Annotated in this window: 21 protein-coding genes; 11 read left to right on the top strand and 10 right to left on the bottom strand. The window is 68.8% G+C overall.

Translation table 11 applies throughout. The annotated features are described in order from the left end of the window. Positions 1-96: 96 nt before the first annotated feature. From kdpA to E0W60_RS37010, 3 genes are read right to left on the bottom strand one after another with little or no spacing between them, the layout of a single operon-like run. A complete protein-coding gene (gene kdpA, locus E0W60_RS14035; RefSeq protein ID WP_135704677.1) occupies positions 97-1,917 on the bottom strand; it encodes a potassium-transporting ATPase subunit KdpA in 1,821 nt (606 codons plus the stop codon). Beyond that, on the bottom strand, positions 1,917-2,006 hold the full coding sequence (kdpF, locus tag E0W60_RS14030) for a K(+)-transporting ATPase subunit F (protein WP_133093934.1): 90 nt from the start codon (positions 2,004-2,006) through the stop codon (positions 1,917-1,919). The genes kdpA and kdpF overlap by 1 nt, the downstream gene beginning before the upstream one ends. Then, positions 2,006-2,305, bottom strand: coding sequence for a hypothetical protein (locus tag E0W60_RS37010; protein WP_133093933.1), 300 nt, complete (start codon positions 2,303-2,305; stop codon positions 2,006-2,008). Before E0W60_RS37010 ends, kdpF begins: the two co-directional genes overlap by 1 nt. Before the next feature lie 428 nt (positions 2,306-2,733). Between E0W60_RS37010 and E0W60_RS14025 the strand changes: the two genes are divergently transcribed. Together E0W60_RS14025 and E0W60_RS14020 are read left to right on the top strand one after the other, a co-directional pair. Next, a complete protein-coding gene (locus E0W60_RS14025) occupies positions 2,734-3,084 on the top strand; it encodes a hypothetical protein (RefSeq protein WP_133093932.1) in 351 nt (116 codons plus the stop codon). 233 nt (positions 3,085-3,317) lie between these two features. Continuing rightward, the gene (locus E0W60_RS14020; protein WP_133093931.1) at positions 3,318-4,865 is read left to right on the top strand and encodes a transglycosylase SLT domain-containing protein; all 1,548 of its coding nucleotides are present in this window, start codon (positions 3,318-3,320) and stop codon (positions 4,863-4,865) included. A gap of 61 nt (positions 4,866-4,926) precedes the next feature. Here the strand turns inward: E0W60_RS14020 and E0W60_RS14015 are convergent, their stop codons facing one another. From E0W60_RS14015 to E0W60_RS14005, 3 genes are all read right to left on the bottom strand, one after another. Then, a complete protein-coding gene (locus E0W60_RS14015; protein ID WP_133093930.1) occupies positions 4,927-5,214 on the bottom strand; it encodes an ArsR family transcriptional regulator in 288 nt (95 codons plus the stop codon). A 260-nt stretch (positions 5,215-5,474) separates the two neighbouring features. After that, on the bottom strand, positions 5,475-7,739 hold the full coding sequence (locus E0W60_RS14010; protein WP_135704675.1) for a xanthine dehydrogenase family protein molybdopterin-binding subunit: 2,265 nt from the start codon (positions 7,737-7,739) through the stop codon (positions 5,475-5,477). A gap of 16 nt (positions 7,740-7,755) precedes the next feature. Continuing rightward, positions 7,756-8,229, bottom strand: a complete 474-nt coding sequence (locus tag E0W60_RS14005) for a (2Fe-2S)-binding protein (RefSeq protein ID WP_133093928.1) — start codon at positions 8,227-8,229, stop codon at positions 7,756-7,758. Positions 8,230-8,674: 445 nt separating this feature from the next. On the opposite strand from E0W60_RS14005, the gene E0W60_RS14000 reads away from it, so the two are divergent. After that, on the top strand, positions 8,675-9,751 hold the full coding sequence (locus E0W60_RS14000) for an acyltransferase family protein (protein WP_135706215.1): 1,077 nt from the start codon (positions 8,675-8,677) through the stop codon (positions 9,749-9,751). 18 nt (positions 9,752-9,769) lie between these two features. Here the strand turns inward: E0W60_RS14000 and E0W60_RS13995 are convergent, their stop codons facing one another. Together E0W60_RS13995 and E0W60_RS13990 are read right to left on the bottom strand one after the other, a co-directional pair. Further along, positions 9,770-10,657 (bottom strand): c-type cytochrome, encoded by an 888-nt coding sequence (locus tag E0W60_RS13995; RefSeq protein ID WP_135704674.1) that lies wholly within the window; start codon positions 10,655-10,657, stop codon positions 9,770-9,772. Positions 10,658-10,755: 98 nt separating this feature from the next. Then, positions 10,756-11,130, bottom strand: coding sequence for a nuclear transport factor 2 family protein (locus E0W60_RS13990; RefSeq protein ID WP_133094225.1), 375 nt, complete (start codon positions 11,128-11,130; stop codon positions 10,756-10,758). A 365-nt stretch (positions 11,131-11,495) separates the two neighbouring features. Between E0W60_RS13990 and E0W60_RS13985 the strand changes: the two genes are divergently transcribed. Further along, the gene (locus tag E0W60_RS13985; RefSeq protein WP_135704672.1) at positions 11,496-14,885 is read left to right on the top strand and encodes a diguanylate cyclase; all 3,390 of its coding nucleotides are present in this window, start codon (positions 11,496-11,498) and stop codon (positions 14,883-14,885) included. A 35-nt stretch (positions 14,886-14,920) separates the two neighbouring features. Beyond that, complete coding sequence (gene hutC / locus E0W60_RS13980; protein WP_135704670.1) at positions 14,921-15,637, top strand: histidine utilization repressor; 717 nt, start codon at positions 14,921-14,923, stop codon at positions 15,635-15,637. Positions 15,638-15,687: 50 nt separating this feature from the next. Here the strand turns inward: hutC and E0W60_RS13975 are convergent, their stop codons facing one another. Beyond that, positions 15,688-16,059, bottom strand: coding sequence for a type II toxin-antitoxin system VapC family toxin (locus tag E0W60_RS13975; protein ID WP_135704668.1), 372 nt, complete (start codon positions 16,057-16,059; stop codon positions 15,688-15,690). After that, a complete protein-coding gene (locus tag E0W60_RS13970; protein ID WP_133093923.1) occupies positions 16,056-16,253 on the bottom strand; it encodes a type II toxin-antitoxin system VapB family antitoxin in 198 nt (65 codons plus the stop codon). Before E0W60_RS13970 ends, E0W60_RS13975 begins: the two co-directional genes overlap by 4 nt. A gap of 260 nt (positions 16,254-16,513) precedes the next feature. On the opposite strand from E0W60_RS13970, the gene hutU reads away from it, so the two are divergent. The 6 genes from hutU (at position 16,514) to E0W60_RS13940 (ending at position 26,051) form a co-directional block, all read left to right on the top strand. Then, positions 16,514-18,196: a urocanate hydratase gene (gene hutU, locus E0W60_RS13965; RefSeq protein ID WP_135704666.1), complete on the top strand. Its 1,683-nt coding sequence runs from the start codon at positions 16,514-16,516 to the stop codon at positions 18,194-18,196. Between the two features lie 108 nt (positions 18,197-18,304). Then, positions 18,305-19,603: an MFS transporter gene (locus tag E0W60_RS13960; RefSeq protein ID WP_133093921.1), complete on the top strand. Its 1,299-nt coding sequence runs from the start codon at positions 18,305-18,307 to the stop codon at positions 19,601-19,603. Then, the gene (hutG, locus tag E0W60_RS13955) at positions 19,600-20,559 is read left to right on the top strand and encodes a formimidoylglutamase (RefSeq protein WP_135704664.1); all 960 of its coding nucleotides are present in this window, start codon (positions 19,600-19,602) and stop codon (positions 20,557-20,559) included. The genes E0W60_RS13960 and hutG overlap by 4 nt, the downstream gene beginning before the upstream one ends. 725 nt (positions 20,560-21,284) lie before the next feature. After that, positions 21,285-22,598 (top strand): dicarboxylate/amino acid:cation symporter, encoded by a 1,314-nt coding sequence (locus E0W60_RS13950; RefSeq protein WP_133093919.1) that lies wholly within the window; start codon positions 21,285-21,287, stop codon positions 22,596-22,598. Positions 22,599-22,789: 191 nt separating this feature from the next. Beyond that, positions 22,790-24,733, top strand: a complete 1,944-nt coding sequence (locus E0W60_RS13945; protein ID WP_135704662.1) for a sensor histidine kinase — start codon at positions 22,790-22,792, stop codon at positions 24,731-24,733. Then, positions 24,723-26,051 (top strand): sigma-54-dependent transcriptional regulator, encoded by a 1,329-nt coding sequence (locus E0W60_RS13940; protein ID WP_135704660.1) that lies wholly within the window; start codon positions 24,723-24,725, stop codon positions 26,049-26,051. The genes E0W60_RS13945 and E0W60_RS13940 overlap by 11 nt, the downstream gene beginning before the upstream one ends. Positions 26,052-26,107: the final 56 nt, after the last annotated feature.

Genomic DNA, 26,107 nt, shown 5'->3' with positions numbered 1-26,107 from the left:
TCCGCAATCCGCTAGAGACAGCGGCACCTGCATTGGCCGGGCCATGCAGGGGCCGAACTGGTGGCAATGCTCGCTATGTCTTCGTCAGTGATCGATCTACTTGGCTGCCGTTGCCGTCACCGCGCCCTGCAGTCGCTCGGCGACTGGACCCAGCGCCAGCGCCGGGACATAGGTCAGCGCGCCGACCAGCAGTACCGTGCCCACCAGCAGCACGACAAACAGCGGGCCGTGCGTCGGCATGGTGCCGCCGCTGGGCGGGATACGCTTCTTGGCCGCCAGCGAGCCGGCCAGCGCCAGGACGGGGATGATGATCCAGAACCTGCCGAACCACATCGCCGCGGCCAGCAGCGTGTTGTAGAACGGCGTGTTGGCGGAGAGGCCCGCAAAGGCGCTGCCGTTGTTGTTGGCCGCCGACGAGAGCGCGTACAGGATCTCCGAGAAGCCGTGCGTGCCGGGGTTGAACACACCCGCGCGTCCCGCCTCGGCCATCACCGCCACCGACGTGCCGAGCAGCACCAGCAGCGGCGTGACCAGGATCGCCACGGCCACCATCTTCATCTCATAGGTTTCGATCTTCTTGCCGAGATACTCCGGCGTGCGGCCGATCATCAGCCCGGCGATGAACACCGCCAGCACGGCGTAGACCAGCATGCCGTACAGGCCCGAGCCAACGCCGCCGAACACGACTTCGCCCAGTTGCATCAGCAGCATTGGCACCAGCCCGCCGATGGCGGTGAAGGAGTCATGCATGGCATTGACCGCGCCGCAGGATGCCGCGGTCGTGATGGTGGCGAACAAGGCCGAGGCAGCGATGCCGAAGCGTGTTTCCTTGCCTTCCATATTGCCGCCGGCCTGCAACAGCGAACTGGCATGGTCGAGCGGCAGACCCGACAACGCGGGATTGGCCATCTGCTCTGAGATCGCCGCAACGCAAGCCATCGCCACGAAGAGGACCGTCATGGAGCCCAGCACGGCCACGCCCTGCCGCCTGTCCCCAACCATCTCGCCGAAGGTGAAGCACAGTGCCGCCGGGATCAGGAAGATCGCCAGCATCTCGATGAGGTTGGCCAGGGCATTCGGGTTCTCGAACGGATGCGCCGAGTTGGCATTGAAGAAGCCGCCGCCGTTGGTGCCGAGCATCTTGATGGCTTCCTGCGAGGCCACCGGACCCATTGCCAACGTCTGCTTGTCGGTCTTCAGGTCTTCCGTCACCGGCATGCCTTGCGCATCGAGCACCGGCTGCCCGGCCGCGTCGACCTTCGGCTGGCTGTATTCGACTGGCGTGACCAGGCTCACTTCCTTGTAGGCATCGAAGTTCTGGATCACGCCCTGGCTGACCAGCGCCAGCGCGATCACCGTCGCGATCGGCGCCAGCACGTACAGCGTGACCCGGGTCATGTCGACCCAGAAATTGCCGATGGTGGCGGCGCTCTGGCGCGCAAAGCCGCGAATCAGCGCGAACACCACGGCGATGCCGGTGGCCGCGGACAGGAAGTTCTGCACGGTGAGCGCGAGCATCTGCGCCAGGTAGCCCATGGTCGACTCGCCGGCATAGCCTTGCCAGTTCGTATTGCTGACAAAGCTGATGGCCGTGTTGAAGGCCGAGTCCGGCGTGACCGCGCCAAAACCTTGCGGGTTCAGCGGCAGCATGCCTTGCACGCGCTGCAGCGCATAGACTGCCACCACCCCAAGCAGGTTGAACGCCAGGACGGCGATGGTGTACTGCTTCCACCCCATCCCGGACTCGGCACGCACGCCGCCCAGGCGATACACCAGCCGTTCCAGCGGACGGCCCCAGGCGGTCAGCGAATAATTGCCGTCCTCGACAGCGCGCCGGATATAGCGTCCGAGAAAAGGCGCGCATGCCAGCAGGACGGCGAGATAGAGGACCAGCAGGCCCACGAATTGGGAGGACATCAGAATTTCTCCGGCCGGAACAACGCAATGAGGAGGTAGACCAAAATGGCAACGGCCAGCGCGCCGCTCAACAGATCCGTCCAGCTCATCACAGCCCCCTGTCCGTTGCGCTGTTCTTGCCCAGCACCTGGTGGTGCGAGCCGGCATGTTCGCCGCCCGCGGAAGACTTCGGTGCAAGCACAGCGCAAAGCCCCAGCAGGGCCGCGCTCAGCACTGCAAAGCAGATCAATACGATCAAGTAGATCCCGTCCATGACAAAGCACCTTTGAATGGTTTCGGCTTGCAGCTTAGCGACGGGGTCGTAAAAACCGGGTAGAAAGGTGACGGGTGCGTGTAAAGAACGCATAAAGATTCGTTCGGCCGCGATGGCAACGAGATCGCCCGGCACGCCTACCGTGCCCTAGCGTTGTGCTCGGACTCGATGCACGGGACCAACCCCGGTTGTTTGCGGACCTTGGCGCGCTTGCCGCCCGCTCACTGCTGGCGGCGGCCCTTGCGCCCGCCGCCGCCGCGGTCTCGCCCAGTCGCACCATCAATTCGACGAACACGCGCAGGTGCAGCGGCTTGTCGGCATCGCGCGGCGCTGCAAAGTGGCGTCCGGCGCTCTCCATCCGGCGTTTGTTGCGGCCAGGCATCAACGCGGCCGTGTAGGAGTAACGCCGGCTCCGCATCAGCGCGCGCCCGACAGCGCAATACGGCCCCGCTGCCTAGACTGAGGGCTACCGCTGCACTGCCGCCACGGTGGCGACGCGCGGTCCCAGCCGCGCCGGGCCCCTCCACTGCCGGCGCGTCCGACAACAACTCTGGAGGTTTTCCATGGATCCGAAACAGCCCGCTCGCCTTCCCAAGATCGTCGGCGCGATTGCCGCCGGCCTGGCAGGCCTCAGCTGTGCCACCGTTTTCGCCCAGACCACGGCCGCGCCCGCGGCACCCCCGGCCGGCGCGCAAGGCGTGCCGCCCGGCATGACCCAGATCGAGCCGCCCAAGGACCCGCTGGTCGAGCGCCGCGAGGCACGCAAGCGCGCCTCCGACGAATACAAGGCGAAGAAGAAGGCCGCCAAGGGCGAGTACAAGGAAGAAGTCGGCGAGGCCAAGCAGGAGCGCAAGGTCGAGAACAAGGCCGCGGACGCCGCGGCCCGCCAGGAAATGGCAGCGCCCAAGCAATAGCGCGATCACGCAAGCCGCGAATGAGATCGATGGCCGGCGCAAGCCGGCCATCTTCTTTCCTGTCTCAACGCGTTCCTACTACTCTGCCCATGTCTGCGCTTCCTGCAGGCTGCGTACTGCCTCCCCGCTCTCGAGTCGCGCGCTTGCAAGTCCACGCTTGCAAGTCCATATTCCGCGCCTAGACTCCATATGGGCAAACCGCGCGCTTGCTTGCGCGGCTTGCAATCCCCGCCATGTCCGCTGTCCGCCCTTCCCGCTGGTTGGCAGGCCTGCTTGTGTCCGGCCTGATGGGCGCGTTCAGCCTTTGCGGACCTGCTGCCGTAGCCCAGCAAAAACCGCCATCGCAAAATCCGCCAGCCGCTGCGTCGGCCCCTGCCGCTACCGCTGCGACAGGCCAGGCAGCTCCCGCGAAGCCGCGCGGACTGAGCCTTGCCAACAAACCCCGTACCGGCGACTTCGACGTGATGCTCAAGAGCCGCGTCATCCGCGTACTGGTGCCATACAGCCGCACGCTTTACTTCAGCGACAAGGGCCGCGAGCGCGGGCTGACCGCGGAGCTGGTGCGTGACTTCGAGCGCTATCTGAACAAGAAGTACGCCGACCAGCTCGGCAAGCGCCCGCTGACCATCATCATCATCCCGACCACGCGCGACCGGCTGCTGCCCGACCTGATGGCGGGGCTTGGCGATATCGCCGCCGGCAACCTGACCGAAACCGAGAGCAGGCTGAAGCAGGTGGACTTCACCGCGCCGCGCGACCGCAAGCCGGTGCGCGAGCTGGTGGTCACCGGGCCGAAGGCGCCGCCGTTGCAGCGCCTCGACGACCTCGCGGGAAAGACCGTGCACGTGCGGCGCGCCAGCAGCTACTTTGAAAGCCTGACCGTGCTGAACGACGGCCTGCGCCACGCCGGCAAGGCGCCGATAAAACTGGTCATGCTGCCCGATGCGCTCGAAGACGAAGACGCGCTCGAGATGCTCAACGCGGGCGTGCTGCAGATCCTGGTGGTCGATGACTGGAAGGCCGCGATGTGGGCGCAGATCCTGCCGAACATCAAGGTACGCGAAGACCTGGCCGTGCGCGAAGGCGGCTATACCGGCTGGGCCTTCCGCAAGAACAGCCCGCAGCTGCGGCAGGCGATCGAAGACTTCTACGTCAATTTCGTCAAGAAACAGGGCGGTGCGGAGTACCGGCTCAAGCAGACCATGCTGCGCATCAAGCAGATCAAGAACAACACCGACGATGCGGAGTACAAGCGCTTCCAGCAGACCATCGCCTTCTTCGAGAAGTACGGCAAGGACTATGGCTTCGACCCGCTGATGCTGGCCGCGCAGGGCTTCCAGGAATCACAGCTGAACCAGGAGGCGCGCAGCCATGTCGGCGCGGTCGGCATCATGCAGATCATGCCGGCCACCGGCAAGGAGCTGAATGTCGGCAATATCCGCATGGCCGAGGCCAACGTCCACGCCGGCGCCAAGTACATGGACCGGCTGATGACGAAGTACTTCCCCGACGCGCATTTCTCGGAAGCGAACCGGCCGCTGTTCGCCTTTGCCAGCTATAACGCCGGGCCGGGCAATATCGCGAAGATGCGCAAGGAAGCGGCGGCGCGGGGACTGGATCCCGACAAGTGGTTCAACAATGTCGAGATCGTGGTGGCGGAGAAGATCGGCATCGAGACCACCACCTATGTGCGCAATATCTTCAAGTACTACGCAGCGTACCGGCTCATGCAGGACATGCAGGCGGCGCGCGATCGGGCGGTCAAGCAGATCCAGAAATAGCGGCTGGCGCGTCCCGCCAGCCGTGGCGGTCCGCGCGGCGCCCGATGCGCTTTGTGCCTGCTTAGTCAGCCAGCCCGCTGGCGTCGATGTAGCCGAGCGCTTCGGTCACGGCGCGCCGCGCCTTGAGCACGTAGCAGACCTTGCGTTCCTGGATCGACAGCGCCAGCACCTCGGCCTGCACCAGTTCCTGGAACAGGTGGCCGGCGCGCGCCAGGCTGACCTGCGCGATGTGGGCCAGGTCGGCCGCGGGCAGCCCGTTCTCGCCCGCATCGAGCAGCGCGCGGCACACGCGGGCCCGCGCGGGCTCCGTCATCAGGGCAAGGGTTAGGGTACTTTCCTGGGTCTCCATGGCCACACCTCGAACGTCCGGCGCGCCGGCCCGGTGCTGCCCGGGACGGCCGCCGCCAGTAGGCAGGGGGGCAGCGGGGCAGCCGGACGGCGCAGTGTCTCCACTTTCTACGCGGCCCGGCGCGCAAACGCAATAGGGTGCAGCCATGCCGGCGCAAACACTGGTGCGGTTACAACAAACGCACCCGCCAGCCGCGTTCGGGGGATGCGCCGGCGCGGCGCCCGGTGCAGGGCGCCACGCCACCCCTTGCGTCAGGCCGGTCAGGCCAGCACGAACGGCAATTGCCGCTGCCGCTTGCCGGTCAGCCGGAACAGCGCATTCGCCACCGCGGGCGCGATCGGCGGCACGCCCGGCTCGCCCAGGCCCGTGGGGTTGTCCTGCGACGGCACGAAGAACACCTCCACCACCGGCGCGTCGGTGATGCGCGGCGGCGGGAAGTCGGTGAAGTTGCTGTTCTTCACGGCGCCATTCTCGATCTCGATGGCAAACCCCGGCTTCGTCATCGCCAGCCCGAACACGCAGCCGCCCTGGATCTGGGCCTCGGCCGACAGCGGGTTGACCACGCGGTTGGCATGCACGCCGGCGGTCACGCGGTGCACGCGCGGCTCGCCCTTCACCAGCGACACGTCGACCACATAGGCCACCACGGTGCTGAACGACTCGTGCACCGCCACGCCCCACGCGTGCCCCTTCGGCAGCTTGCGCTTGCCGTAGCCGGACTTGTCCACCGCCAGCTGCAGCGCGGCACGGTGGCGCGCGTGCTTTTTCTCGTCGAGGCGCGCCAGCCGGAACGCCACCGGGTCCTGCTTCGCCGCGGCGGCGATTTCGTCGGCCAGCGTTTCCTTGACGAAGGCGGTATGCGTGTTGCCGACCGAGCGCCACCACAGCACCGGCACATCCACCTGCGGGTGATGCACCGACATCTGCAGCGGCAGGTCGTAGTCGTTCTCGACGATGCCCTCGGTCATGGTCGCGTCGACGCCGTTCTTGACCATGAACGGTTCGAACGGCGTGCCCTTCAGGATCGACTGCCCGACCACGGTGTGCTGCCAGCCCACCACCTTGCCCTGCGCATCGAAGCCGATGCGCGCGCGGTGCAGGTGCAGCGGACGGTAGTAGCCGCCGCGGATATCGTCCTCGCGGCTCCACATCACCTTGAGCGGCTCGGTGTGTCCCGCGGCCACCCAGGCCTTGAGCACGTTGGCCGCTTCGACGAGGTAGTCGGAAGTCGGCACCGCGCGCCGGCCGAAGCCGCCGCCGGCCATCATGGTATTGAGCACGACCTTGTCGGGCGACAGGGCGAGCGTGCGCGCGATCGCGGCCTGGTCGACGGTCTGGAACTGCGATCCCACCCACACCTTGACCGCCTGCAGCTTGCCGCCCTGCACGTCGGGCTGCAGCGTGCAGTTGAGCGGCTCCATCGGCGCGTGCGCGAGGTAGGGGAAGCGGAAGTCGGCTTCGATCTTGCGCGCGGCACTGTTGATGGCCGCACCAATATCACCCTCGCCCGCGCGCGCCACCGTGCCCGGCTGCGCGGCCAGCCTGGCGTACTCTTCGAACAGCGCCTGCGACGAGACTCTGGAGCCCGCGTCTTCCCACTGGACCTCCAGCGCATCGCGGCCCATCCTGGCCGGCCAGTAGCCGCTGCCGATCACCGCCACGCCGGTGCCGCCGCGGTCCACCGGCACCTGCATCACGCCATGCACGCCCTGCACCGCGCGCGCCTTGTCGGCGTTGAACGACTTCACCTTGCCGCCGAAGCGCGGCGGGCGCGCGACCACGGCCACCACCATCTTGTCGAGCCTGGTGTCGATGCCGAACGGCGTGGTCGCCGCCATCTTGCCGCGCGCGTCCAGCCGCGGCGTGGGCTTGCCGACGATGCGGAACTGCGCCGGGTCCTTCAGCGTGACCCGCTGCGGCACGGGCAGCTCCATCGCGGCGTGCGCCAGGTCGCCGAAGGTGGCGCGGTGGCTGCCTGAGGTCAGCACGCCCTGCTCGACCTTGATGCCGGCCGGATCGACCTGCCACTTCTGCGCGGCGGCAGTCACCAGCATGGCGCGGGCGCGCGCGCCCAGCTCGCGGTACTGCTGGAACGAATGGTTAAGCGCGGTCGAGCCGCCGGTCATCTGCATGCCGAAGGCAGGATCCTTGTACGCGTCGCCCGCGGGTGCCAGCGTTGCGCGCACGTTGCGCCAGTCGGCATCCAGTTCTTCGGCCAGCGCCATTGGCAGCGCGGTATGCACGCCCTGGCCGAATTCGAGCCGGTTCACGGCCACCGTGACGGTGTTGTCGGGCGCGATGATCAGGAACGCCTGCGGCGCCGGTGCCCTGGACCTGCCCGCGTCCTGTGCCTGTGCCTGCGCCAGCGGGGCCACGCCCAGCGCCAGCCCGCCGCCGGCCAGGCCGGTGAGTTTCAGGAAACCGCGTCGGGTGAGCGTGGCTATGCCACCGCCTTGCGCTGCGCCGCAGTTGTCGCCCTGGCCACCCTGGCCGCCGGCCAGTGCTTCAATGCCTCGGATTCGCATGATCGGCTCCTCGTGTTCAGGCCAACGACGCCAGCGCGCGCGCGGCGTCCTTGATCGCCGCGCGGATGCGCTGGTACGTGCCGCAGCGGCACAGGTTGCCGGCCATGGCCTGGTCGATATCGGCGTCGGTGGGGCGCGGCTTGCTGCGCAGCAGGCCGATGGCGCTCATCACCTGCCCGTTCTGGCAGTAGCCGCATTGCGCGACATCGTGCCTGATCCACGCGTCGAGCACGGCGCGGCCGACGCGGTCGGTGTCCACGCCTTCGATGGTGGTAATGCTGGCGCCCGCGGCGGCGGAAACCGGCGTCACGCAGCTGCGCGTCGCCTGGCCGTTGACATGCACGGTGCAGGCGCCGCACGCGGCCACGCCGCAGCCGAACTTGGTGCCGGTCATGTCGAGGTTGTCACGCAGCGCCCACAGCAGCGGCGTGGACGGATCCACGTCGACCGTGCGGGTCTTGCCGTTGACGTTGATGTCGAGGGTGGTCATGGGGGACACTCCTTGGGTACGTTTGCCCACTGGTCATGGCGTGTGCCCGGGCCCGCACGCGGCCCGCGCCAGCAGGGGCCGGCGCAGGGCGAACGCGTGGGGATGCGGGGGCACTGCCCGTGCGCGCGGCGTTGCGCACGGGACAAGTGAGGATAGTGCAATTCCGGTCACCTTGCCGGAGGCCGTGCGCCGGGCTCGGCGCAAACGCGCGTTTTGTCGGGCTTTGCACGAACTTTGTGCATCCTGCCGCGGTCCCTCATGGATTCATCGCTTGCGGATTCCTGCCGCTGAAACAGTGCCGTCGACTATTCCAGAACGCCATCATCCGGTGGCGGGTACGCCAGCACCGCCACGCGCCGTGCAGCCCGCGGCGCGCCCGTGCGGCGCCGAAGCTCCCGCCACGTCCCGCAGCGCTCCTGCCGTCTCTCCTGCCGTCTCTCCTTCCATCGCCCCTTCCATCGCCCGGCTGGACAGCATCCAGGCGCTGCGCGGCCTGGCCGCGGCCTTCGTGGTCGTCTACCACTCCGGCCTGGCGCTGGGCGGCGCCGACGCACCCGTGCTGGACTGGCTGACCGCCAACGTGATCAAGCGCGGCCATGTCGGCGTCGATGTGTTCTTCGTCATCAGCGGCTTCATCATTGCCTGGGTCGCGGTGCTGGCGCGGCCGCGCCCGGAGCGTCCGTTCAGCTTCCTGGTGCGGCGCGCGTTCCGGCTGGCGCCGCCGTACTGGGCCATGTCGGTGCTGCACGCGCTGCTGCTCAACCCGGTGACGCCGGCGCTGTTCGCCGCGTCGCTGGCATTCCTGCCCACCACCACCGCGCATGCGCCCTACTACGGCTATCCGGCGCTGTATGTGGGCTGGTCGCTCAACTACGAGATCGCGTTCTACGCCGCGTTCGCGCTCGGGCTGCTGCTGGCCGGGCGGCGCGCGCTGTGGGTGGTGCTGGCACTGTTCGCGCTGGTGACGCTGGTGCTGCCGTGGTGGCGCTTCGGCACGCTGGTCGCCGATCCCGCGCAGGGCTATCCGTTCGCATCTCCATGGCTGGCGATGGCGAGCAATCCGCTGGTGCTGGAATTCCTGCTCGGCTGCCTGCTCGCGTGGGCCTATGCGCGCTGGCGCCACCTGCTGACGCCGTCGATCGCGCTGGCGATGCTGGCCACCGGCTGCGCGGCGTTCGCGCTGTCGCTGCCGCTGGTCGGCCCGGACTTCAGCCTGGCCGGCCGCGGCCTGCCCGCGGCGCTGCTGCTGGCGGGCGCGGTCGCGGCGGAGCATACCGGCATGCTGCGCGTGCCGCGCGCGCTGGTGTGGCTGGGCGAGCTGTCATACGCGCTCTACCTGGTGCATCCCACGGTGATCGAAGGCGTCAAGCGATTGATGCCCGAACTGACGCCCGACCAGACCGGCCTGCAGCTGCTGCGCTTTGCCATCGACGCCGGGCTGGCGCTGGGCCTGGCGCTGCTGCTGCACCGCTGGGTGGAGCTGCCGGGCATCGCCGCCGGGCGCAGGCTGGCAAGGCAATGAAGCGCGGCAAGCCCGGCCTTAGCGCCGGGGCATGTCGGCGAGGAACAGGTACAGCGCGGTCAGCTCGGTATCGTTCATGCGCCCGAACGAGTCAAACGGCATCACGCGGCTGATCTGCGAGCCGTCGGGCCGCTTGCCGCTGCGCATCATCTCGATAAAGGCCCCAGCCTGGCCATAGCGCGACATGGCGCCGCCCGAGACCGGGCGCAGGTCGGCCGCCGGCGGCCAGTCGGGCGGCGCGCCGGGGATCTTGCCGCCGCTGAAATCGTGTCCGTGGCAGCCCAGGCAGGCATTGGCCACATAGCTGCCGTACTTCGCCGTGGGCGCCGGCACCTGCGCCGGCTGCACCGGCAGGCTGTGGTCGATCTTGGAAGCCGCGTCCCGCACCATGCCCACGCCGTACAGCGCCCGCACCAGCCACGGCAGGTTGACCTCGGCAGGCGCGCCCATGCCTGGCGGCAGGCTGCGCAGGTAGGCCACCAGCGCACTGAGGTCTTCGTCGCTGAGGCGGTTGTAGTCCTCGCTCGGCATGATCAGCAGCGGCCGGCCCGATGGCGCCACGCCATGGCGCACGCTGCGCACCCAGTCCTCGGCGCGGTACGCCGCGATGGCGGGGTTGCCGCGGGTCAGGTCGGGCGCACGCACGCGCAGGCCGTTGGGATCGTCGAACACCTGCTTGCCGCCGGCGCCGGCGCCGTGGCATTCCATGCAGCCGCGCGATTCATAGAGGTATTTGCCGTGGGCGATGGCGGCGGCGTCGTCGCGCAAGGCCAGCGGCGCAACCTGCACCGCCACGGTCCGCGACGCCTTGCGCTCGCCGACCCAGACCGCGGCGTAGGCCGCCACTGCCACGGCGGCGGCCACGCCGGCCAGCCCCCACGCCGCCACTCGCAGAACACGCGCCATCTTCGCTCCCCTGTCCGCCGCACTGGATGCAACAGCTTGCAGCCAGCGGGCAGGGGGCTGTCGGTGGGGCAGGCCACACAGGCACGCGCTTGCCGCGTTCAGGCCAGGCCGGCGGGGGCGCGGTCGATAAAGCCGGTCATGCGCGCCAGCCGGCCGTCGGCGCCGACGGTGGCGAAATCGGTGCCGACCACCAGCGCCGGCTCGCTCGCGGGGCCGAGCTCCCAGGTAAAGCGCAGGTGCTCGCCGTGCGCGTCGACGGGGCTGACGCGGGTGAAGCGGAAACCGGGAAACCTGCCCTGCACCGCCGCGATCATGGCATCGATGCCGGCATGGCCGTCGCCGCGCATCAGCGGATCGACATAGCTGGCCGATTCGGTCCACGCCAGCGCGATCAGCTCGCGGCGGCGCGCGGGGTCGGTTTCGTTCCAGGCGGCAAGGTAGCGGTCGGCGAGGCTGGCGGGATCGGCGGGCATGGCGGCAGCGGTGGACTGCGAGGACGGGACGGCAGCTGACATGGTGTTCTCCTGTGCTGGTTGGGTTTCCGGTCGGCCCGGCTGGCAGGCCATGGCTGCATGATGGATGCCGCCGCGCCGCGCCGCGATTACCCGCGAGGTCATCGCCGGACTGACTCCGCCACCCCGCCCCCGCCCCGCTGCCCTACCAAAAAATCGGCGCGAACACCAGTGGCAACAACGCCCACGGCAGCCCGCTGTCCGGCTTTTGCTCGGGTACCCATCCCCGTTACAGTTGCCGCTACGCTGGGCGGCAGTCCGTCCGCGCGCCTTGCCCCGATCGATTTGCACCGCCCTTTGCTCCGCCCTTTGCACCGCACCCGTCCATGACGCCCGATACGGCCCCGCCGCGCCACCAGGCCGCCACTGTCCATTCCGCCGCGCCGCGCCGCTGGCAGCCGCTGCTGCTCGCCGCTGCCGGCTATTTCGCCCTGGCGGCGGCGGGCCTGTGGCTGGCGCGGCTGCCGGGCAACGTGGCCGCGGTATGGCTGCCCAACGCCTTCGCGCTGGGGCTGCTGCTGCACCGCCCGCGCCGCGAGACGCCGTGGCTGCTGGCCGGCATGCTGGGCGCGAACCTGCTGGCCAACCATGCCGCCGGCGACAGCGCCGCGAGCGCGCTGATGCTGGCCGGCGCCAACCTGGCCGAGATCCTGTGCGCCACCGGCCTGCTGCGGCTGCTCGACCGGCACGCCGGGCTGGTCCGCCACGGGCCGCTGGCATCGTTCGCGGTGATGCTGGCGGTCGCAGGCATCGTCGCGCCGGCGCTGGGCGCCACTGCCGGCGCCGCAGCCATTGTCAAACTGCACGGCACGCCCTTTGCGTCGGTGTGGTGGACCTGGTGGCAGGCCAGCGCGCTGGGCATGGCGCTGCTGCTGCCGATGATGCTGTCGATGACACCGGCGCGCGTGCGCACCGCCTTCGCGCGGCCAGTGCTGGTGCCGCAGGCCGGCCTGCTGGCGCTGTGCCTGGCGATCGGCGCGCTCGCGCAATGGCAGGGCCACGACCCGTTTGCCGCGATGTCGCTGCCGCTGGTGCTGGTGGCGCTGGCGGGCAACCCGTTCGCCACCGCGCTGCTGACGCTGGTGGCGACGCTGTCGCTGCAGGCGCTGATGCTGGTCGGGCACGGCCATGAAGCGGTGCCGCTGTCGGCCGCGGTGATCATGGTGTTCCCGGTCTGCATCGCCTACCTGACCGAACAGAACCGCCATGGCCGCGCCAGCCTGCGCGGCAGCGAGAAGCGCTTCCGCCAGGCCATGGAGCATTCGGCGATCGGCATGGCGCTGGTTGGCATGGACGGCCGCTGGGAGATCGTCAACCGCGCCATGACCGAGCTGCTCGGCTACAGCGGCGAGGAATTGCGCGCCATCACCTTCCAGCAGGTGACCCACCCCGACGACCTGAGCGACGACCTGCGCCAGGCGGCGCTGCTGGTGGACGGCAAGATCGAGTCCTACCGCATGGAGAAGCGCTACCGCCACAAGGATGGCCAGTACCGCTGGGCGCTGCTGGCGGTCTCTCTGGTGCGCGACGAAGACACCGGCGCGCCGCTGCACTACATCGCCCAGGTGGAAGACATCCATGCGCGCAAGCTGGTGCAGGAAGAGCTGGAACGGCTGTCGCGCCGCATCCAGCTGGCGGTGGAAGCCGGCGGTGTCGGCATCTGGGAATGGGACTTCGGCAGTACCGCCATCACCTGGGATGCGCGCATGCATGCGCTGCACGGCACCGATCCCGCGCAGGGCACGCCGCAGGCCGAGCAGTGGATCGCCATGCTGCACCCCGAAGACGTCAGCCGCGTCAGCACCGAGATGCGCCAGGCCATTCGCGGCGCCGCGCCGTTCGACACCGAATACCGGATCCTGCGTCCCGGCGGCGCGGTGCGCCATGTGCGCGCCATGGCCACGGTCACGCGCGGCGCCGACGGCATCGCGCACGCACTGGTCGGCACCAACTGGGACATCACCGAGCAGCGCCGCCTGACCGAGGCGCTGTTCGAAGAGAAAGAGCGACTGCATATCACGCTGCGTTCGATCGGCGACGCGGTGATCTGCACCGACGCCAATATGCACGTCACCTTCATGAACCCGATCGCCGAGCAGCTGACCGGCTGGACCATGTGCAGCGCCGGCGGATTGCCGCTGGAGCAGGTCTTCCGCATCGTCGACGAAGCCAGCGGCGACCCGATCCCCAGCCCGGTCGAATCGTGCCTGCGTACGCTGACGCCTGCCTACCTGCAGGACGGCGCGGTGCTGCAGAGCCTGACCGGAGAACGCCACGACGTACAGGACTCCGCCGCGCCGGTGCTGACCGCCGCCGGCGAGGTGCTGGGCGCGGTGCTGGTGTTCCAGGACATCACCACCGCGCGCGCGCTGCAGCGCGAGCTGGCGCGCTCGGCCATGCACGACGCGCTCACCGGCCTGCCCAACCGCACCTGGTTCGAAAAGCGCCTGCGCGAGGCCTGCGACGCCGCGCGGCTGCATGGCCACCGCGCCGCGCTGTGCTTCATCGACCTGGACCGCTTCAAGATCGTCAACGACACCGCCGGCCACGGCGCCGGCGACGTGCTGCTGCGCGAGCTGGGCTACCTGATCCGCAACCACGTGCGCCCCGACGACCTGCTGGCGCGCCTCGGTGGCGACGAGTTCGCGCTGCTGCTCAAGGACTGCACCGTGGACCAGGCCGAGCAGGTCTGCCAGGGCGTGATCGACGCGATCCGCGGCCGCCGCTTCCCGTGGGAAGGTCGGGTCTATGACGTCGGCGCCAGCATCGGCATCGCCGCGATCGACCTCGACGTGCCGCCCGTCAGCGAATTGATGAGCCGCGCCGACGTTGCCTGCTACGCCGCCAAGGCCGCCGGCCGCAGCCGGGTCTCGGTCTACCGGCGCGACGAGAGCGACGCGCGCCGCCACCATCGCGAACTGGAAGTCGCCGCGGGCATCCACTCGGCGCTCGAAGCCAACCGCTTCCGCCTGTTCGCGCAGGAGATCCGCGCGCTGCAGCCTGCCGGCGCGGGCCGCGGCGAATCCCGCCACATCGAGATCCTGGTGCGCATGGTCGACGAGAGCGGGGACATGATCCTGCCCGGCGCCTTCATTCCCGCCGCCGAGCGCTACGACCTGATGGGCCATGTCGACCGCTGGGTCATCCACAACGTGCTGCACGGCTACGGCGAGCGGCTGCGTGCGGTGCCGGGGCTGTCGGTGTCGATCAACCTGTCGGCCAACTCGCTGGGCGAGCCGTTCCTGCTGCCCTTCCTGCATGCCGAGCTGGACGCCAGCGCGCTGCCCGCCAGCCGCATCCGGCTGGAGATCACCGAGACGGCGCTGATCAACAACATGGCGGCGGCCAACCGGCTGGTGTCGGAGATGAAGCGCGCGGGCTGCACCGTGTCGCTCGACGACTTTGGCTCGGGGCTGTCGTCGTTTGCCTACCTGAAGCAGTTCCCGGTCGATTTCCTGAAGATCGACGGCAGCTTTATCCGCCAGCTGGCGGACAACGCCGTCGACCGCGAGATCGTCAGCTCGATCAACGACATCGGCCACCGGCTCGGCGTGAAGACCGTGGCGGAGTGGGTGGAGGATGAGCGCACGCTCGAAGCGCTGCGCGCGATCGGCGTCGACTTCGCGCAGGGCTATGCGATCGGGCGGCCGACGCCGCTCGATGCGTTCCTGCAGGCGTGCGGGCCGCGCGGCGTCGAACAACGCCAGGGGGCGTGATACATTCGGCGGCTGTCGCCACCCGGGGGAAACCGTTGCCGCTCGAATCCACGCCGGCGCCGCTCTATGCGCGCGTCAAGCAACACATCAGCAGCAGGATTGCTGACGGCAGCTGGCCGCCTCACCATCGGGTGCCCTCCGAGGCCGAGCTGGTCGAAGCGCTGGGCGTCAGCCGCATGACCGTGCATCGGGCGCTGCGGGAACTGACGGCGGAGGGGATGCTGGTGCGGCTGCAGGGGGTTGGGACCTTTGTTGCGGAGCCCAAGCTGCGGACCGCGCTTTATGCGGTCAACAATATTGCGGATGACATTGCTGCTCGGGGGCATCGGCATCATGCGCGGGTGGTCAGCGTACAGGAGGAACGCGCCGGCGCGGCGCAGGCTGCTGCGCTGGATGTGCCGCTGGAGCAGCGCGTGTTTCACTCGGTCATCGTGCACTACGAAGACGATGTCGCGATCCAGCTGGAAGACCGCTACGTCAATGCCGCCGTCGCGCCGGATTACCTGGAGCAGGACTTCTCGCGCGAAACGCCCTACCAATACCTGACGCGCGTCGCGCCGCTGACCGAAGGTGAGCACGTGGTGGAGGCGGTGCTGGCGCATCCGGAGGAATGCGGGTTGCTGGACATCGACAAGGGTGAGCCGTGTTTGCTGATCCGTAGACGGACATGGTCGGCGGGGCGGGTTGTGACGTCGGTCAGGCTGGTGCATCCGGGGTCGTTGCACCGGTTGGAAGGTCGGTTCACTTCATAGCCCGGCCCCGCGATCCGCATCCTGTCCTGAGAGTTTCGGCGCAGCGCAGGCTAATGCGCAGGCCGCGCGGCCAGCCCCAAACGCTCGGCGAGCGCGAGCAGGCGACGATCCCGCGTCCATAGCGCACTGCCGGGCGTCAATCGGGTGGCGGCCAGCAGATGCGCATCCACGTAGCCAATCCCTATCCCGTAAAGCTTCTGGTCATCGATCATCCGGTCGACTTCGTCGTCCGTCGCCACGACGGCGCCTGGCAAATCACGCAAAGCGCCCAGCACCTCGTCCCGCTGCCGCAGGCTACCCAGCGCGATCTCGCCGATCACAAACGGATGCACCAGGACCCGGCTGGCGTCGAGCAAAGCCGCTAGTGCCGCGTCGCCGGTACGCAGATGGTCGATCCATACCGAAGTGTCGACCAGGATCATGCCGGCTCCGGGCGGCGGCGCGGCGCGGATTCCAGGTCGGGCTCGGTACCGCCGAGACGGCTTAGGCGCCGCGCGCTTTCGCGCTCGATCAGTGCCCGTAGCGCTTCGCGCACGAGCGAGGATTTTTCTGACAGGCCCGTCAGGGCCTGGGCCTTGCGCAGCAAATCATCGTCCAGGGCAAGCGTGGTACGCATGGAAACCTCCGTTAAGCATCTTGCATCTATTTTAGCATCAATCAATGCCTGAATTCGTGCCCGCCAGCGTCAGCTTCTTACGAAGGCTCGCCGGCAACATCACATGGCATTAGCCCGGCAGCCGAAGTTCCACATTGGCTCATCTACGGGATAACCCCGATTCATCCGTACCTGTATATACAAGAATATACATGCCTATGCGTCGCAATAAAAAGCGACACCCAAAGGCAAAGCACAGAGACACCGAAGGAGCCGTCCAAATGACCACCACCCGCTTCCGCGACACCGAAATCCGCGCCCCGCACGGCACCAAGCTCACCGCCAAGAGCTGGCTGACCGAAGCGCCCCTGCGCATGCTGATGAACAACCTCGACCCCGAGGTCGCGGAGAATCCAAAGGAACTGGTGGTCTACGGCGGCATCGGCCGCGCCGCCCGCAACTGGGAATGCTATGACCGCATCGTCGAAGCCCTGACCCGCCTGGAAGACGACCAGACCCTGCTGGTCCAGTCCGGCAAGCCGGTCGGCGTGTTCCAGACCCACCGCGACGCCCCCCGTGTGCTGATCGCCAACTCCAACCTGGTCCCCCACTGGGCCAACTGGGAACACTTCAACGAACTCGACGCCAAAGGCCTGGCCATGTACGGCCAGATGACCGCCGGCAGCTGGATCTACATCGGCAGCCAGGGCATCGTGCAGGGCACGTATGAAACCTTTGTCGAAGCCGGCCGCCAGCACTACAACGGCGAGCTGAAGGGCCGCTGGGTGCTGACCGCGGGCCTGGGCGGCATGGGCGGCGCGCAGCCGCTGGCCGCGACGCTGGCCGGCGCCTGCTCGCTCAATATCGAATGCCAGCAGAGCCGCATCGATTTCCGCCTGAAGACCCGCTACGTCGACGAGCAGGCCACCGACCTGGACGACGCGCTGGCCCGCATCGACCGCTACACCTCGCAGGGCAAGGCGATCTCGATCGCGCTGTGCGCCAATGCCGCCGAAGTGCTGCCCGAACTGGTGCGCCGCGGCGTGCGCCCCGATATGGTCACCGACCAGACCAGCGCGCACGACCCGCTCAACGGCTACCTGCCCGCCGGCTGGACCTGGGACGAATACCGCGAGCGCGCGCAGCGCGAGCCGGCCGTTGTGGTGAAGGCCGCCAAGGCCTCGATGGCCGCGCATGTGCAGGCCATGCTGGATTTCCAGAAGCTGGGCGTGCCGACCTTCGACTATGGCAACAACATCCGCCAGATGGCCAAGGAAGAAGGCGTGGCGAACGCCTTCGACTTCCCCGGCTTCGTGCCCGCGTACATCCGCCCGCTGTTCTGCCGCGGTATCGGCCCGTTCCGCTGGGCCGCGCTGTCGGGCGATCCGCAGGACATCTACAAGACCGACGCCAAGGTCAAGGAACTGATCCCCGATGACGAGCACCTGCACCGCTGGCTCGACATGGCGCGCGAGCGCATCAGCTTCCAGGGCCTGCCGGCGCGGATCTGCTGGGTCGGCCTGGGCCTGCGCGCCAAGCTGGGCCTGGCGTTCAACGAGATGGTCCGCAGCGGCGAGCTGTCGGCGCCGGTCGTGATCGGCCGCGACCACCTGGACTCGGGCTCGGTCGCCAGCCCGAATCGCGAGACCGAGGCCATGCAGGACGGCTCGGACGCCGTGTCCGACTGGCCGCTGCTGAACGCGCTGCTGAACACCGCCAGCGGCGCCACCTGGGTGTCGCTGCACCACGGCGGCGGCGTGGGCATGGGCTTCTCGCAGCATTCCGGCGTGGTGATCGTGTGCGACGGCACCGATGAAGCCGCCGCGCGCATCGCCCGCGTGCTGCACAACGACCCCGCCACCGGCGTGATGCGCCATGCCGACGCCGGCTACCAGATCGCTGTCGACTGCGCCCGCGAGCAGGGGCTGGACCTGCCGATGCTGCGTAACGAATCGCGCGGCTGATCCCGGCCGACAGGCCACTACAGGCCACTACAGGCCACCAAGAGCCGTCTTACCGGCCGGGGCGCCACGCGCGCATCCGGCCGTCGCCATACCCTTCACGGAGACACCATGTCCATCGACACCACCGCCGGCGTGGCGGTCGCGGCGCCGCAGCCGCCGCTGTCGCGCACGCGTGCCATTGCCGCCATCACCATCGGCAACGGCCTCGAGTTCTACGATTTCGTGGTCTACAGCTTCTTTGCCACGCTGATCGGCCGGCTCTACTTCCCTGTCGACAATCCCACCGGCCAGTTGCTGATGTCGTTCGCCACCTTTGGCGTCGGCTTCCTGATGCGACCGCTCGGCGGCCTGCTGATCGGCATGTACGCCGACCGCGCCGGCCGCAAGCCGGCTGTCGCGCTGACGCTGTGGCTGATGGGCCTGAGCTCGCTGATCTTCGTGGTCACGCCGCCGTACGCGCAGATCGGCATCCTCGCGCCGATCATGGTGGTGATCGCGCGGCTGGTGCAGGGCTTCGCCATCGGCGGCGAGATGGGCGCCTCCACCGCGCTGCTGCTCGAATACGCCGACGACCGCACGCGCGGCTTCTATACCGCCTGGCAGCCGTTCAGCCAGGGCCTGGCAGCGCTGCTGGGCGCGATCACCGGCCTGGTGCTGAGCAACGTGCTGGCACCGGCCGACCTTGAAGCGTGGGGCTGGCGCCTGGCCTTCCTGATCGGCATTCTGGTGATCCCGGTCGGCCTGCTGATCCGCCGCCGGCTGGAAGAAACCGCCGCGCCCGCGCGCCACGGCGAGCACGCCGCGCAATGGCCGCTGCTGCGCCGGCATGGGCGCGAGGTGATTGCCAGCATCCTGCTGATGATCGGCCTGGCCTCGTCCACCTACATCGTCGTCTACTACATCAGCAACTACGCCGTGAGCGTGCTGAAGATGCCGCTGTCGCTGAGCATCTGGGCCGCGTGCATCGCGGCGCTGGTGCAGGTGGCGCTGTCGCCGTTCGCCGGCCGGCTGGCCGACCGCATCGGCCGCAAGGCCGTGGTGCTGTGGTCGCGCGTGGCGCTGCTGGTGATGGTCTACCCCGCGTTCGTGCTGATCAATGCCGAGCCGTCGCTGGCGCGCCTGCTGCTGGTGGTGGGCTGCCTGTCGGTGCCGATGTCGATGACCGCGCCGGCGTCGATGGTGCTGGTCAGCGAGGTGCTGCCGCAGCGCCTGCGCGCCACCGGCCTGTCGATCGCCTATTGCGTGGCGATCGCGATCTTCGGCGGCTTCGCGCAGTATTTCTCGACCCGGCTGATCCAGATCACCGGTGACGCAAATGCCCCGGCGCTGTACGTGATCGGCTGCGGCCTGGTTTCGCTGATCGGCCTGGCGATGGTGCCCGAAACCCTGGGACGCCGCCTCAAATGAGCGGCCTGGCCGAACTCGTGCAGGCCGGCGACACGGTCTGGCGCGGCCGGCGCGATGCCGGCGAGGCGGGCGATACCCGCCGCCTGTTCGAAATCGTCGCCGGCCGTCACACTCCGCGCACGCCTGGCGTGCCGGTGCTGCTGGGCTTCTGCTGCGATGCCGGCGTGCTGCGCAACCAGGGCCGCCCCGGCGCCGCCGGCGGCCCGCGCGAGATCCGCCGCGCGCTGGCGGGCGTGCCGGCCCATGGCATCGGCCGCCTGATCGACGGCGGCGACATCCATTGCGAAGGCGATGCGCTGGAAGACGCGCAGCGGCGGCTGGGCCAGGCCGTCGCCGCCGAGCTGGCGGTGGGCGCCTGGCCGCTGGTGCTTGGCGGCGGCCACGAGGTGGCCTGGGGCACCTGGCAGGGCCTGCGCACGCACCTGGACGCGCACGGCGACCGCGGCCGCGTGCTGGTGGTCAACCTGGACGCGCACTTCGACCTGCGCGGCAGCCGGCCCGCCAGCTCGGGCACGCCCTTCGACCAGATCGCCATCGACTGCCAGCGCCGCGGCCTGCGCTTCGACTACGCCTGCCTGGGCGTGAGCCGGCTCGGCAATACGGCCGCGCTGTTCGCGCGCGCCAGCACGCTAGGGGTGCGGTATGTGGAGGATGTGGACCTGCAGGAGCGCCACCTCGACGCACGGCTGGCCGCGCTGGATGAATGGGTGGCGGAGGCCGACCATGTCTACCTGACGATCGACCTCGACGTGCTGCCCGCCGCGGTGATGCCCGCCGTGTCGGCACCGGCGGCCTACGGCGTGCCCTTGCCGGTGGTCGAAGCCATCGCCACGCGGCTGCGCGACAGCGGCAAACTGCGCGTGGCGGATATCGCGGAATTCAATCCGCTGTATGACCGGGATGGGTGTGGGGCGCGGGTGGCGGCAAGGTTGTGCTATCGGTTATTGGGCGGCTGAAACGCGCCCAACAAAACATCGAGCTGGCCTGAGCAAGGTGCACCCATACCGCCCGAACTAGCCTAAGCAAGGTGCACCCAAGCCGCTCGAACCAGCCTGAACAAGGTGTTCTCCCTCTCCCCTCATGGGGAGAGGGTTGGAGAGGGGTGGGCTAGCTAGGTACCACATCAAGCAAGGCCTCGGTTTTAACCCACAGGCCTCAGCCTTTGACCCTCCTGCCCTCTCCCCCAACCTCTCTTCCGCAAGCGGGAGAGGGCAGCAAACCGGCGGCAATTCAAACCCCTTCCGCCCCTCCAAATCCTCGGGTTTACACCTACATCACCGTTCGGATTCCCGAACACCACTCCGCGCCGCCCATCCGGATCTCCGAATCGTGCGCCGGAGTCACTTCAATTTCTCCTTTGAATTCAACGGGTTGCACAACCCGAAAGACCCCTCTCACCTGGCACGCCGCGTGCAATATAGGCCGCCGCTAACAGCGCCCAGACAGGTCGGCCGGCACGTTTCCCAGCGCGCCGGCCCCGCCAAAAAACAAAGGAGGAAACACATGACTGACCCCGCCTTGCCCACCCCCCCTCTCGCCGCCCCGGCGACCCGCTGGCACCTGTTGCCGCGCTGAAAAAAACCGCATGGCCGGTGCGGCGCCCTCAAAAGCCCTCCAGCCATCCCGCAATACCGACGTCCGACCCTGTCCGCGGGGAACGGACGCACAGGCCTGATCCACGATGAAACTGAATCGACTGCCCACCCTGATCTTCATTGCGATGCTGCTAGGCGTGCTGGCCGGCACCGCCGCGCACAACATGGCGCCGGACGCCGACACCGCCAAATCGATTGCGAACCACCTGTCCATCCTGACCGACATCTTCCTGCGGATGATCAAGATGATCATCGCGCCGCTGGTGTTCGCCACGCTGGTGACCGGCATCGCCAGCATGGGCGACGGCCGCGCCGTTGGCCGCATCGGCACGAAGGCGATGATGTGGTTCATCGGCGCCTCGGTCACCTCGCTGCTGCTGGGGCTGGTGATGGCCAACGTGCTGCACCCCGGCCACGGCATGAACCTGCCGCTGCCGGCCGCGGACGCCACCTCGAACCTGAAGACCGGCGCCCTGAACCTGCGCGACTTCATCGCCCACATGTTCCCCAAGAGCTTCGCCGAGGCGATGGCGCACAACGAGATCCTGCAGATCGTGGTGTTCTCGCTGTTCTTCGGCTTTGCGCTGGGTACCGTCAAGGACGGCGTGGGCAAGCCGGTGCTGCAAGGCATCGAGGGCTTGGCCGACGTGATGCTGAAGGTCACCAACTACGTGATGGCGTTCGCGCCGGTGGGCGTGTTCGGCGCAATCGCGGCGGTGATCACCGCGCAGGGCCTGGGCGTGCTGGTCGTGTACGCGAAGCTGATTGGCAGCCTGTACCTGGCGCTGGCGCTGCTGTGGGTGGCGCTGATCGCCGGCGGCTACTACTTCCTGGGCCGTGACGTGTTCCGCCTGCTCAAGCAGATGCGCGCGCCGCTGATGATCGGCTTCGCCACCGCCAGCAGCGAGTCGGCCTACCCGAAGGTGATCGACCAGCTGACCCGTTTCGGCGTCAAGGAGCGCATCACCAACTTCGTGCTGCCGCTGGGCTATTCGTTCAACCTGGACGGCTCGATCATGTACACCTCGTTCGCCGCGCTGTTCGTGGCCCAGGTGTATGGCATCGAGCTGTCGCTCTCCCAGCAGATCACCATGCTGCTGGTCCTGCTTGTCACCAGCAAGGGCATCGCCGGCGTGCCGCGCGCCTCGCTGGTGGTGGTCGCCGCCGTGCTGCCGATGTTCGGCCTGCCGGAGGCCGGCATCCTGCTGGTGCTCGGCATCGACCACGTACTCGACATGGGTCGCACCGTGACCAATGTGCTCGGCAATGCCATTGCCACCGCCGTCGTCGCCAAAAGCGAAGGCGCCATCGGCGCGCCGGTACTGTCCGACGAGGATGAACCCGTCGTCGCGGATACCACCACCAGCCTGGCATCGGTCCAGGCCGTGGCGGGCAAGTAATACAGCCTGCCAGGCGTGCCAGGGCCCGGTTGCCGACAAGGCAACCGGGCCTTTTTGCATCCATGACGCGGGCACGGTAGCGCCGGTGTGGTAAAAGTAGGCACCCGCGCCGCCCTGGTCTCCGAAAAGACTGCCATGGATCACTGCCCCGCCGGCGCGGCCGCTTCGCCCTTGCCTGACCAGACTTCCTGATGACCGGCCCGCTCCACCCTCCCGGCGACACTCCGCACGCGCCCGCCGCCACACCCGCCACGCCCTCGCGCCTGCCCCACGTCCTGCGCGGCGCCGCGCCGCTGCTGGCGTTGCTGGCGCTGGCCGTGCTGATCGGGCTGGCCGGCGCGCTCGGCTACCGCTACAGCTACGACAACGCGCTGGCGCGCCAGGCCGAGCGCGGCCAGGTGCAGCTGCGCCTGTACACGCAGGCGCTGGAAAGCGAGCTGGCGCACTACGACTACGTGCCCGGCCTGCTGTCGCTGGACGAACGCATCTCCGGACTGCTGCTGCGCCCGGACGACGCCGCGCGCGTGGCCCGCGCCAACGAATACCTGACTTCTCTCAATGCCCGTGCCGGCACGCGCGTGGTCTATGTGCTGGACGCCCACGGCAGGGTACTGGCCACCAGCAACTGGCAGCGCCCCGACAGCTACCTGGGAGAGGACCTCAGCTTCCGCCCCTACTTCCAGGCCGCCATGGAGGGCCAGCTCGGCCGCTTCTACGGGGTCGGCACCACGCGCAGCGAGTCGGGCTACTACCTGTCCGCGCCGCTGGGCGAGCGCGACAACCCGGCCGGTGTGGCGGTGGTCAAGATCGGGCTGGAGCCGCTGGAGAACCGCTGGCAGGGCGCCGACAGCCAGATGCTGCTGAGCGACGAGAACGGCGTGGTGATCCTGGCCTCGGACCCGTCATGGAAGCTGGCCGCGCTGCGCCCGCTGTCGGACGAGGCGCGCCAGCGGCTGTCGCGCAGCCTGCAGTACAACCGCGCGCCGCTGCCGCAGCTGCCGCTGGAATCGGTGCGCAAGCTTGCCAACCAAAACGGCGGCAGCAGCGACGAACTGGTGCGCCTGCGCCGCGGACCGCCGATGCTGGCGCAGCATGCCGCGCTGCCCGGCACCGACTGGCAGCTGACGCTGCTGACCAATACCTCGCAGGCGCGCGTGGCGGCGCTCAACAGCGCCGCGCTGGCGGGCGTACTGACTGCCTTCGTGCTGCTGCTGGGCGCGGCCTGGAACGTGCGCCGGCGCATCGTCAACGAGCGCCTGGCCGCGCGCGCCGCGCTGGAAGCGGCCAACAGCGAGCTGGAGCGCAAGGTGGCCGAGCGCACCGCCGACCTGTCCGCCGCCAACCACCGGCTGCAGGCCGAGGTGACCGAGCGCATCCGCGCCGAGACCGTGCTGCGCCAGGCGCAGGACGGCCTGCTGCAGGCCGGCAAGCTGGCCGCGGTGGGCCAGATGTCGACCGGCATCGCGCACGAGCTGAACCAGCCCCTGGCGGCGCTGCGCACGCTGTCCGGCAACACCGGCAAGTTCCTCGAGCGCGGCGACTATGCCACCGTGCGCACCAACCTCGACACCATCATCGGGCTGGTCGAGCGCATGGGCCGCATCACCGGCGCGCTCAAGTCGTTCGCGCGCAAGTCGGGCAACGGCCGCAACCAGGCCCGGCTGGGCGAGGCGGTGGACAATGCGCTGTTCCTGCTGCAGACGCGCGTGGACGCCGTGCAGCCCGAGCTGCAGCGCGACATCGATCCCGAACTGGCCGTGGTCTGCGACCCCAACCGGCTCGAACAGGTGCTGGTCAACCTGCTCGGCAACGCGCTCGACGCGGTCATCGGCCGGCCCGCGCCGCGCATCGCGCTGCATGCGCACGTGGGCGGCGGCATGGTCCACCTGACCGTGCGCGACAACGGCGCGGGGCTGTCCGAGGAAGCCTTCGCGCGGCTGTTCGAGCCGTTCTTCACTACCAAGCCCGCCGGGCAGGGGCTGGGGCTGGGCCTGACGCTGTCGGCCGGCATCCTCAACGAAAACGGCGGCAGCCTGTCCGCCGCCAACCACCCCGACGGCGGTGCCTGCTTCACGCTGGTGCTGCCGCTGGCGCCGCACGAGGCCAGGCCACAGGATTCCACGTATGCCGGCTGAACTGACCGTACTGATCGTCGAGGACGATGCCGACGTGCGCCTGGGCTGCGAGCAGGCGCTGCGCCTCGAAGGGCTGGCCACGCGCGGCGTGGGCAGCGCCGAGGCGGCGCTGCGCGAGGTCGGCCCCGGCTATGCCGGCGTGGTGGTCAGCGACATCCGCCTGCCCGGCATGGACGGCATGGCACTGCTGGCGCAGCTGCGCGAACGCGACCCCGCGCTGCCGGTGATCATGATCACCGGCCACGGCGACGTGGGCCTGGCGGTGCAGGCGATGAAGCAAGGCGCCTACGACTTCCTGGAAAAGCCGTTCTCGCCCGAGCAGCTGGTCGACGCCACCCGCCGCGCGCTGGAGCAGCGCCGGCTCGCGCTGGAAGTGTCAGAACTGCGCGAACGCCTGGCCGGACGCGAAAAACTCGAAACCCGCCTGATCGGCCATTCACAGGCGGTCGAGCGCTTGCGCCGGCTCATCGCCGACCTCGCCGGCACCGACGCCAACGTGCTGATCCACGGCGAGACCGGCACCGGCAAGGAGCTGGTGGCGCGCTGCCTGCACGAGGCCAGCCAGCGCCATGCGCGCCACTTCGTCGCCATCAATTGCGGCGGCCTGCCCGAACAGCTGTTCGAAAGCGAGATCTTCGGCCATGAAGCGGGCTCGTTCACCGGCGCCGCGCGCCGCCGCATCGGCAAAATCGAGCACGCCGAAGGCGGCACGCTGTTTCTCGACGAGATCGAGAGCATGCCGATGCCGCTGCAGATCAAGCTGCTGCGCGTGCTGCAGGAACGCGTGGTCGAGCGGCTCGGCTCGAACCAGCCGGTGCCGGTCAACGCGCGCGTGGTGGCGGCGACCAAGGCCGACCTGCGCGCGCTGTCCGATGCCGGCCAGTTCCGCGCCGACCTGTACTACCGCCTGAACGTGATCACGCTGGAGCTGCCGCCGCTGCGCGAGCGGCGCGAAGACGTGCCGGCGCTGTTCGAGCATTTCGTCGCGCAGGCGGCGCTGCGCTTCGAGCGCGAGGCCGTGCCCGCCAGCGCGGCCGAACTGGCGGCGCTGGTGGCCTACCCCTGGCCGGGCAATGTGCGCGAGCTGCGCAACCTGGCCGAGCGCCATGTCCTCGGGCTGGGCTGCAACCCTGGCCAGGGCACCGCCGCCCCGGAAGCGCTGCCGCTGGCGCAGGCGGTCGACCAGTTCGAGCGCGCGCTGATCGCCGATGCCATGCGCCGGCACGACGGCAACCTCAGCCGCGCCAGCGAGGCGCTTGGCGTGGCCAAGACCACGCTGTTCGACAAGGTTCGCAAGCACGGCCTGCAAGACCGGTAGCGGCCGGCCGCGCAGGCAATACATCATGTTGTGATATATATGTGCTTTGCAGCGGC

This window comes from Cupriavidus oxalaticus, from assembly GCF_004768545.1.
GTDB classification, from domain to species: domain Bacteria; phylum Pseudomonadota; class Gammaproteobacteria; order Burkholderiales; family Burkholderiaceae; genus Cupriavidus; species Cupriavidus oxalaticus_A.
The sequence above is the reverse complement of the archived record's forward strand: the minus strand, read 5'-3'. Positions and strand labels throughout refer to the sequence as shown.

Bases quoted from the DNA above. Each gene is read 5' to 3' on its own strand.
- E0W60_RS14015 (WP_133093930.1), bottom strand. From the start codon at position 5,214: ATGGAGACCCAGGAAAGTACCCTAACCCTTGCCCTGATGACGGAGCCC.
- E0W60_RS13970 (WP_133093923.1), bottom strand. From the start codon at position 16,253: ATGCGTACCACGCTTGCCCTGGACGATGATTTGCTGCGCAAGGCCCAG.
- E0W60_RS14025 (WP_133093932.1), top strand. From the start codon at position 2,734: ATGGATCCGAAACAGCCCGCTCGCCTTCCCAAGATCGTCGGCGCGATT.
- E0W60_RS13945 (WP_135704662.1), top strand. From the start codon at position 22,790: ATGACCGGCCCGCTCCACCCTCCCGGCGACACTCCGCACGCGCCCGCC.
- E0W60_RS13995 (WP_135704674.1), bottom strand. From the start codon at position 10,657: ATGGCGCGTGTTCTGCGAGTGGCGGCGTGGGGGCTGGCCGGCGTGGCC.
- kdpF (WP_133093934.1), bottom strand. From the start codon at position 2,006: ATGAGCTGGACGGATCTGTTGAGCGGCGCGCTGGCCGTTGCCATTTTG.
- E0W60_RS13990 (WP_133094225.1), bottom strand. From the start codon at position 11,130: ATGCCCGCCGATCCCGCCAGCCTCGCCGACCGCTACCTTGCCGCCTGG.
- kdpA (WP_135704677.1), bottom strand. From the start codon at position 1,917: ATGTCCTCCCAATTCGTGGGCCTGCTGGTCCTCTATCTCGCCGTCCTG.
- E0W60_RS14020 (WP_133093931.1), top strand. From the start codon at position 3,318: ATGTCCGCTGTCCGCCCTTCCCGCTGGTTGGCAGGCCTGCTTGTGTCC.
- E0W60_RS13950 (WP_133093919.1), top strand. From the start codon at position 21,285: ATGAAACTGAATCGACTGCCCACCCTGATCTTCATTGCGATGCTGCTA.
- E0W60_RS14005 (WP_133093928.1), bottom strand. From the start codon at position 8,229: ATGACCACCCTCGACATCAACGTCAACGGCAAGACCCGCACGGTCGAC.
- E0W60_RS13975 (WP_135704668.1), bottom strand. From the start codon at position 16,059: ATGATCCTGGTCGACACTTCGGTATGGATCGACCATCTGCGTACCGGC.
- E0W60_RS13960 (WP_133093921.1), top strand. From the start codon at position 18,305: ATGTCCATCGACACCACCGCCGGCGTGGCGGTCGCGGCGCCGCAGCCG.
- E0W60_RS14010 (WP_135704675.1), bottom strand. From the start codon at position 7,739: ATGCGAATCCGAGGCATTGAAGCACTGGCCGGCGGCCAGGGTGGCCAG.
- hutU (WP_135704666.1), top strand. From the start codon at position 16,514: ATGACCACCACCCGCTTCCGCGACACCGAAATCCGCGCCCCGCACGGC.
- E0W60_RS13985 (WP_135704672.1), top strand. From the start codon at position 11,496: ATGACGCCCGATACGGCCCCGCCGCGCCACCAGGCCGCCACTGTCCAT.
- hutG (WP_135704664.1), top strand. From the start codon at position 19,600: ATGAGCGGCCTGGCCGAACTCGTGCAGGCCGGCGACACGGTCTGGCGC.
- E0W60_RS13940 (WP_135704660.1), top strand. From the start codon at position 24,723: ATGCCGGCTGAACTGACCGTACTGATCGTCGAGGACGATGCCGACGTG.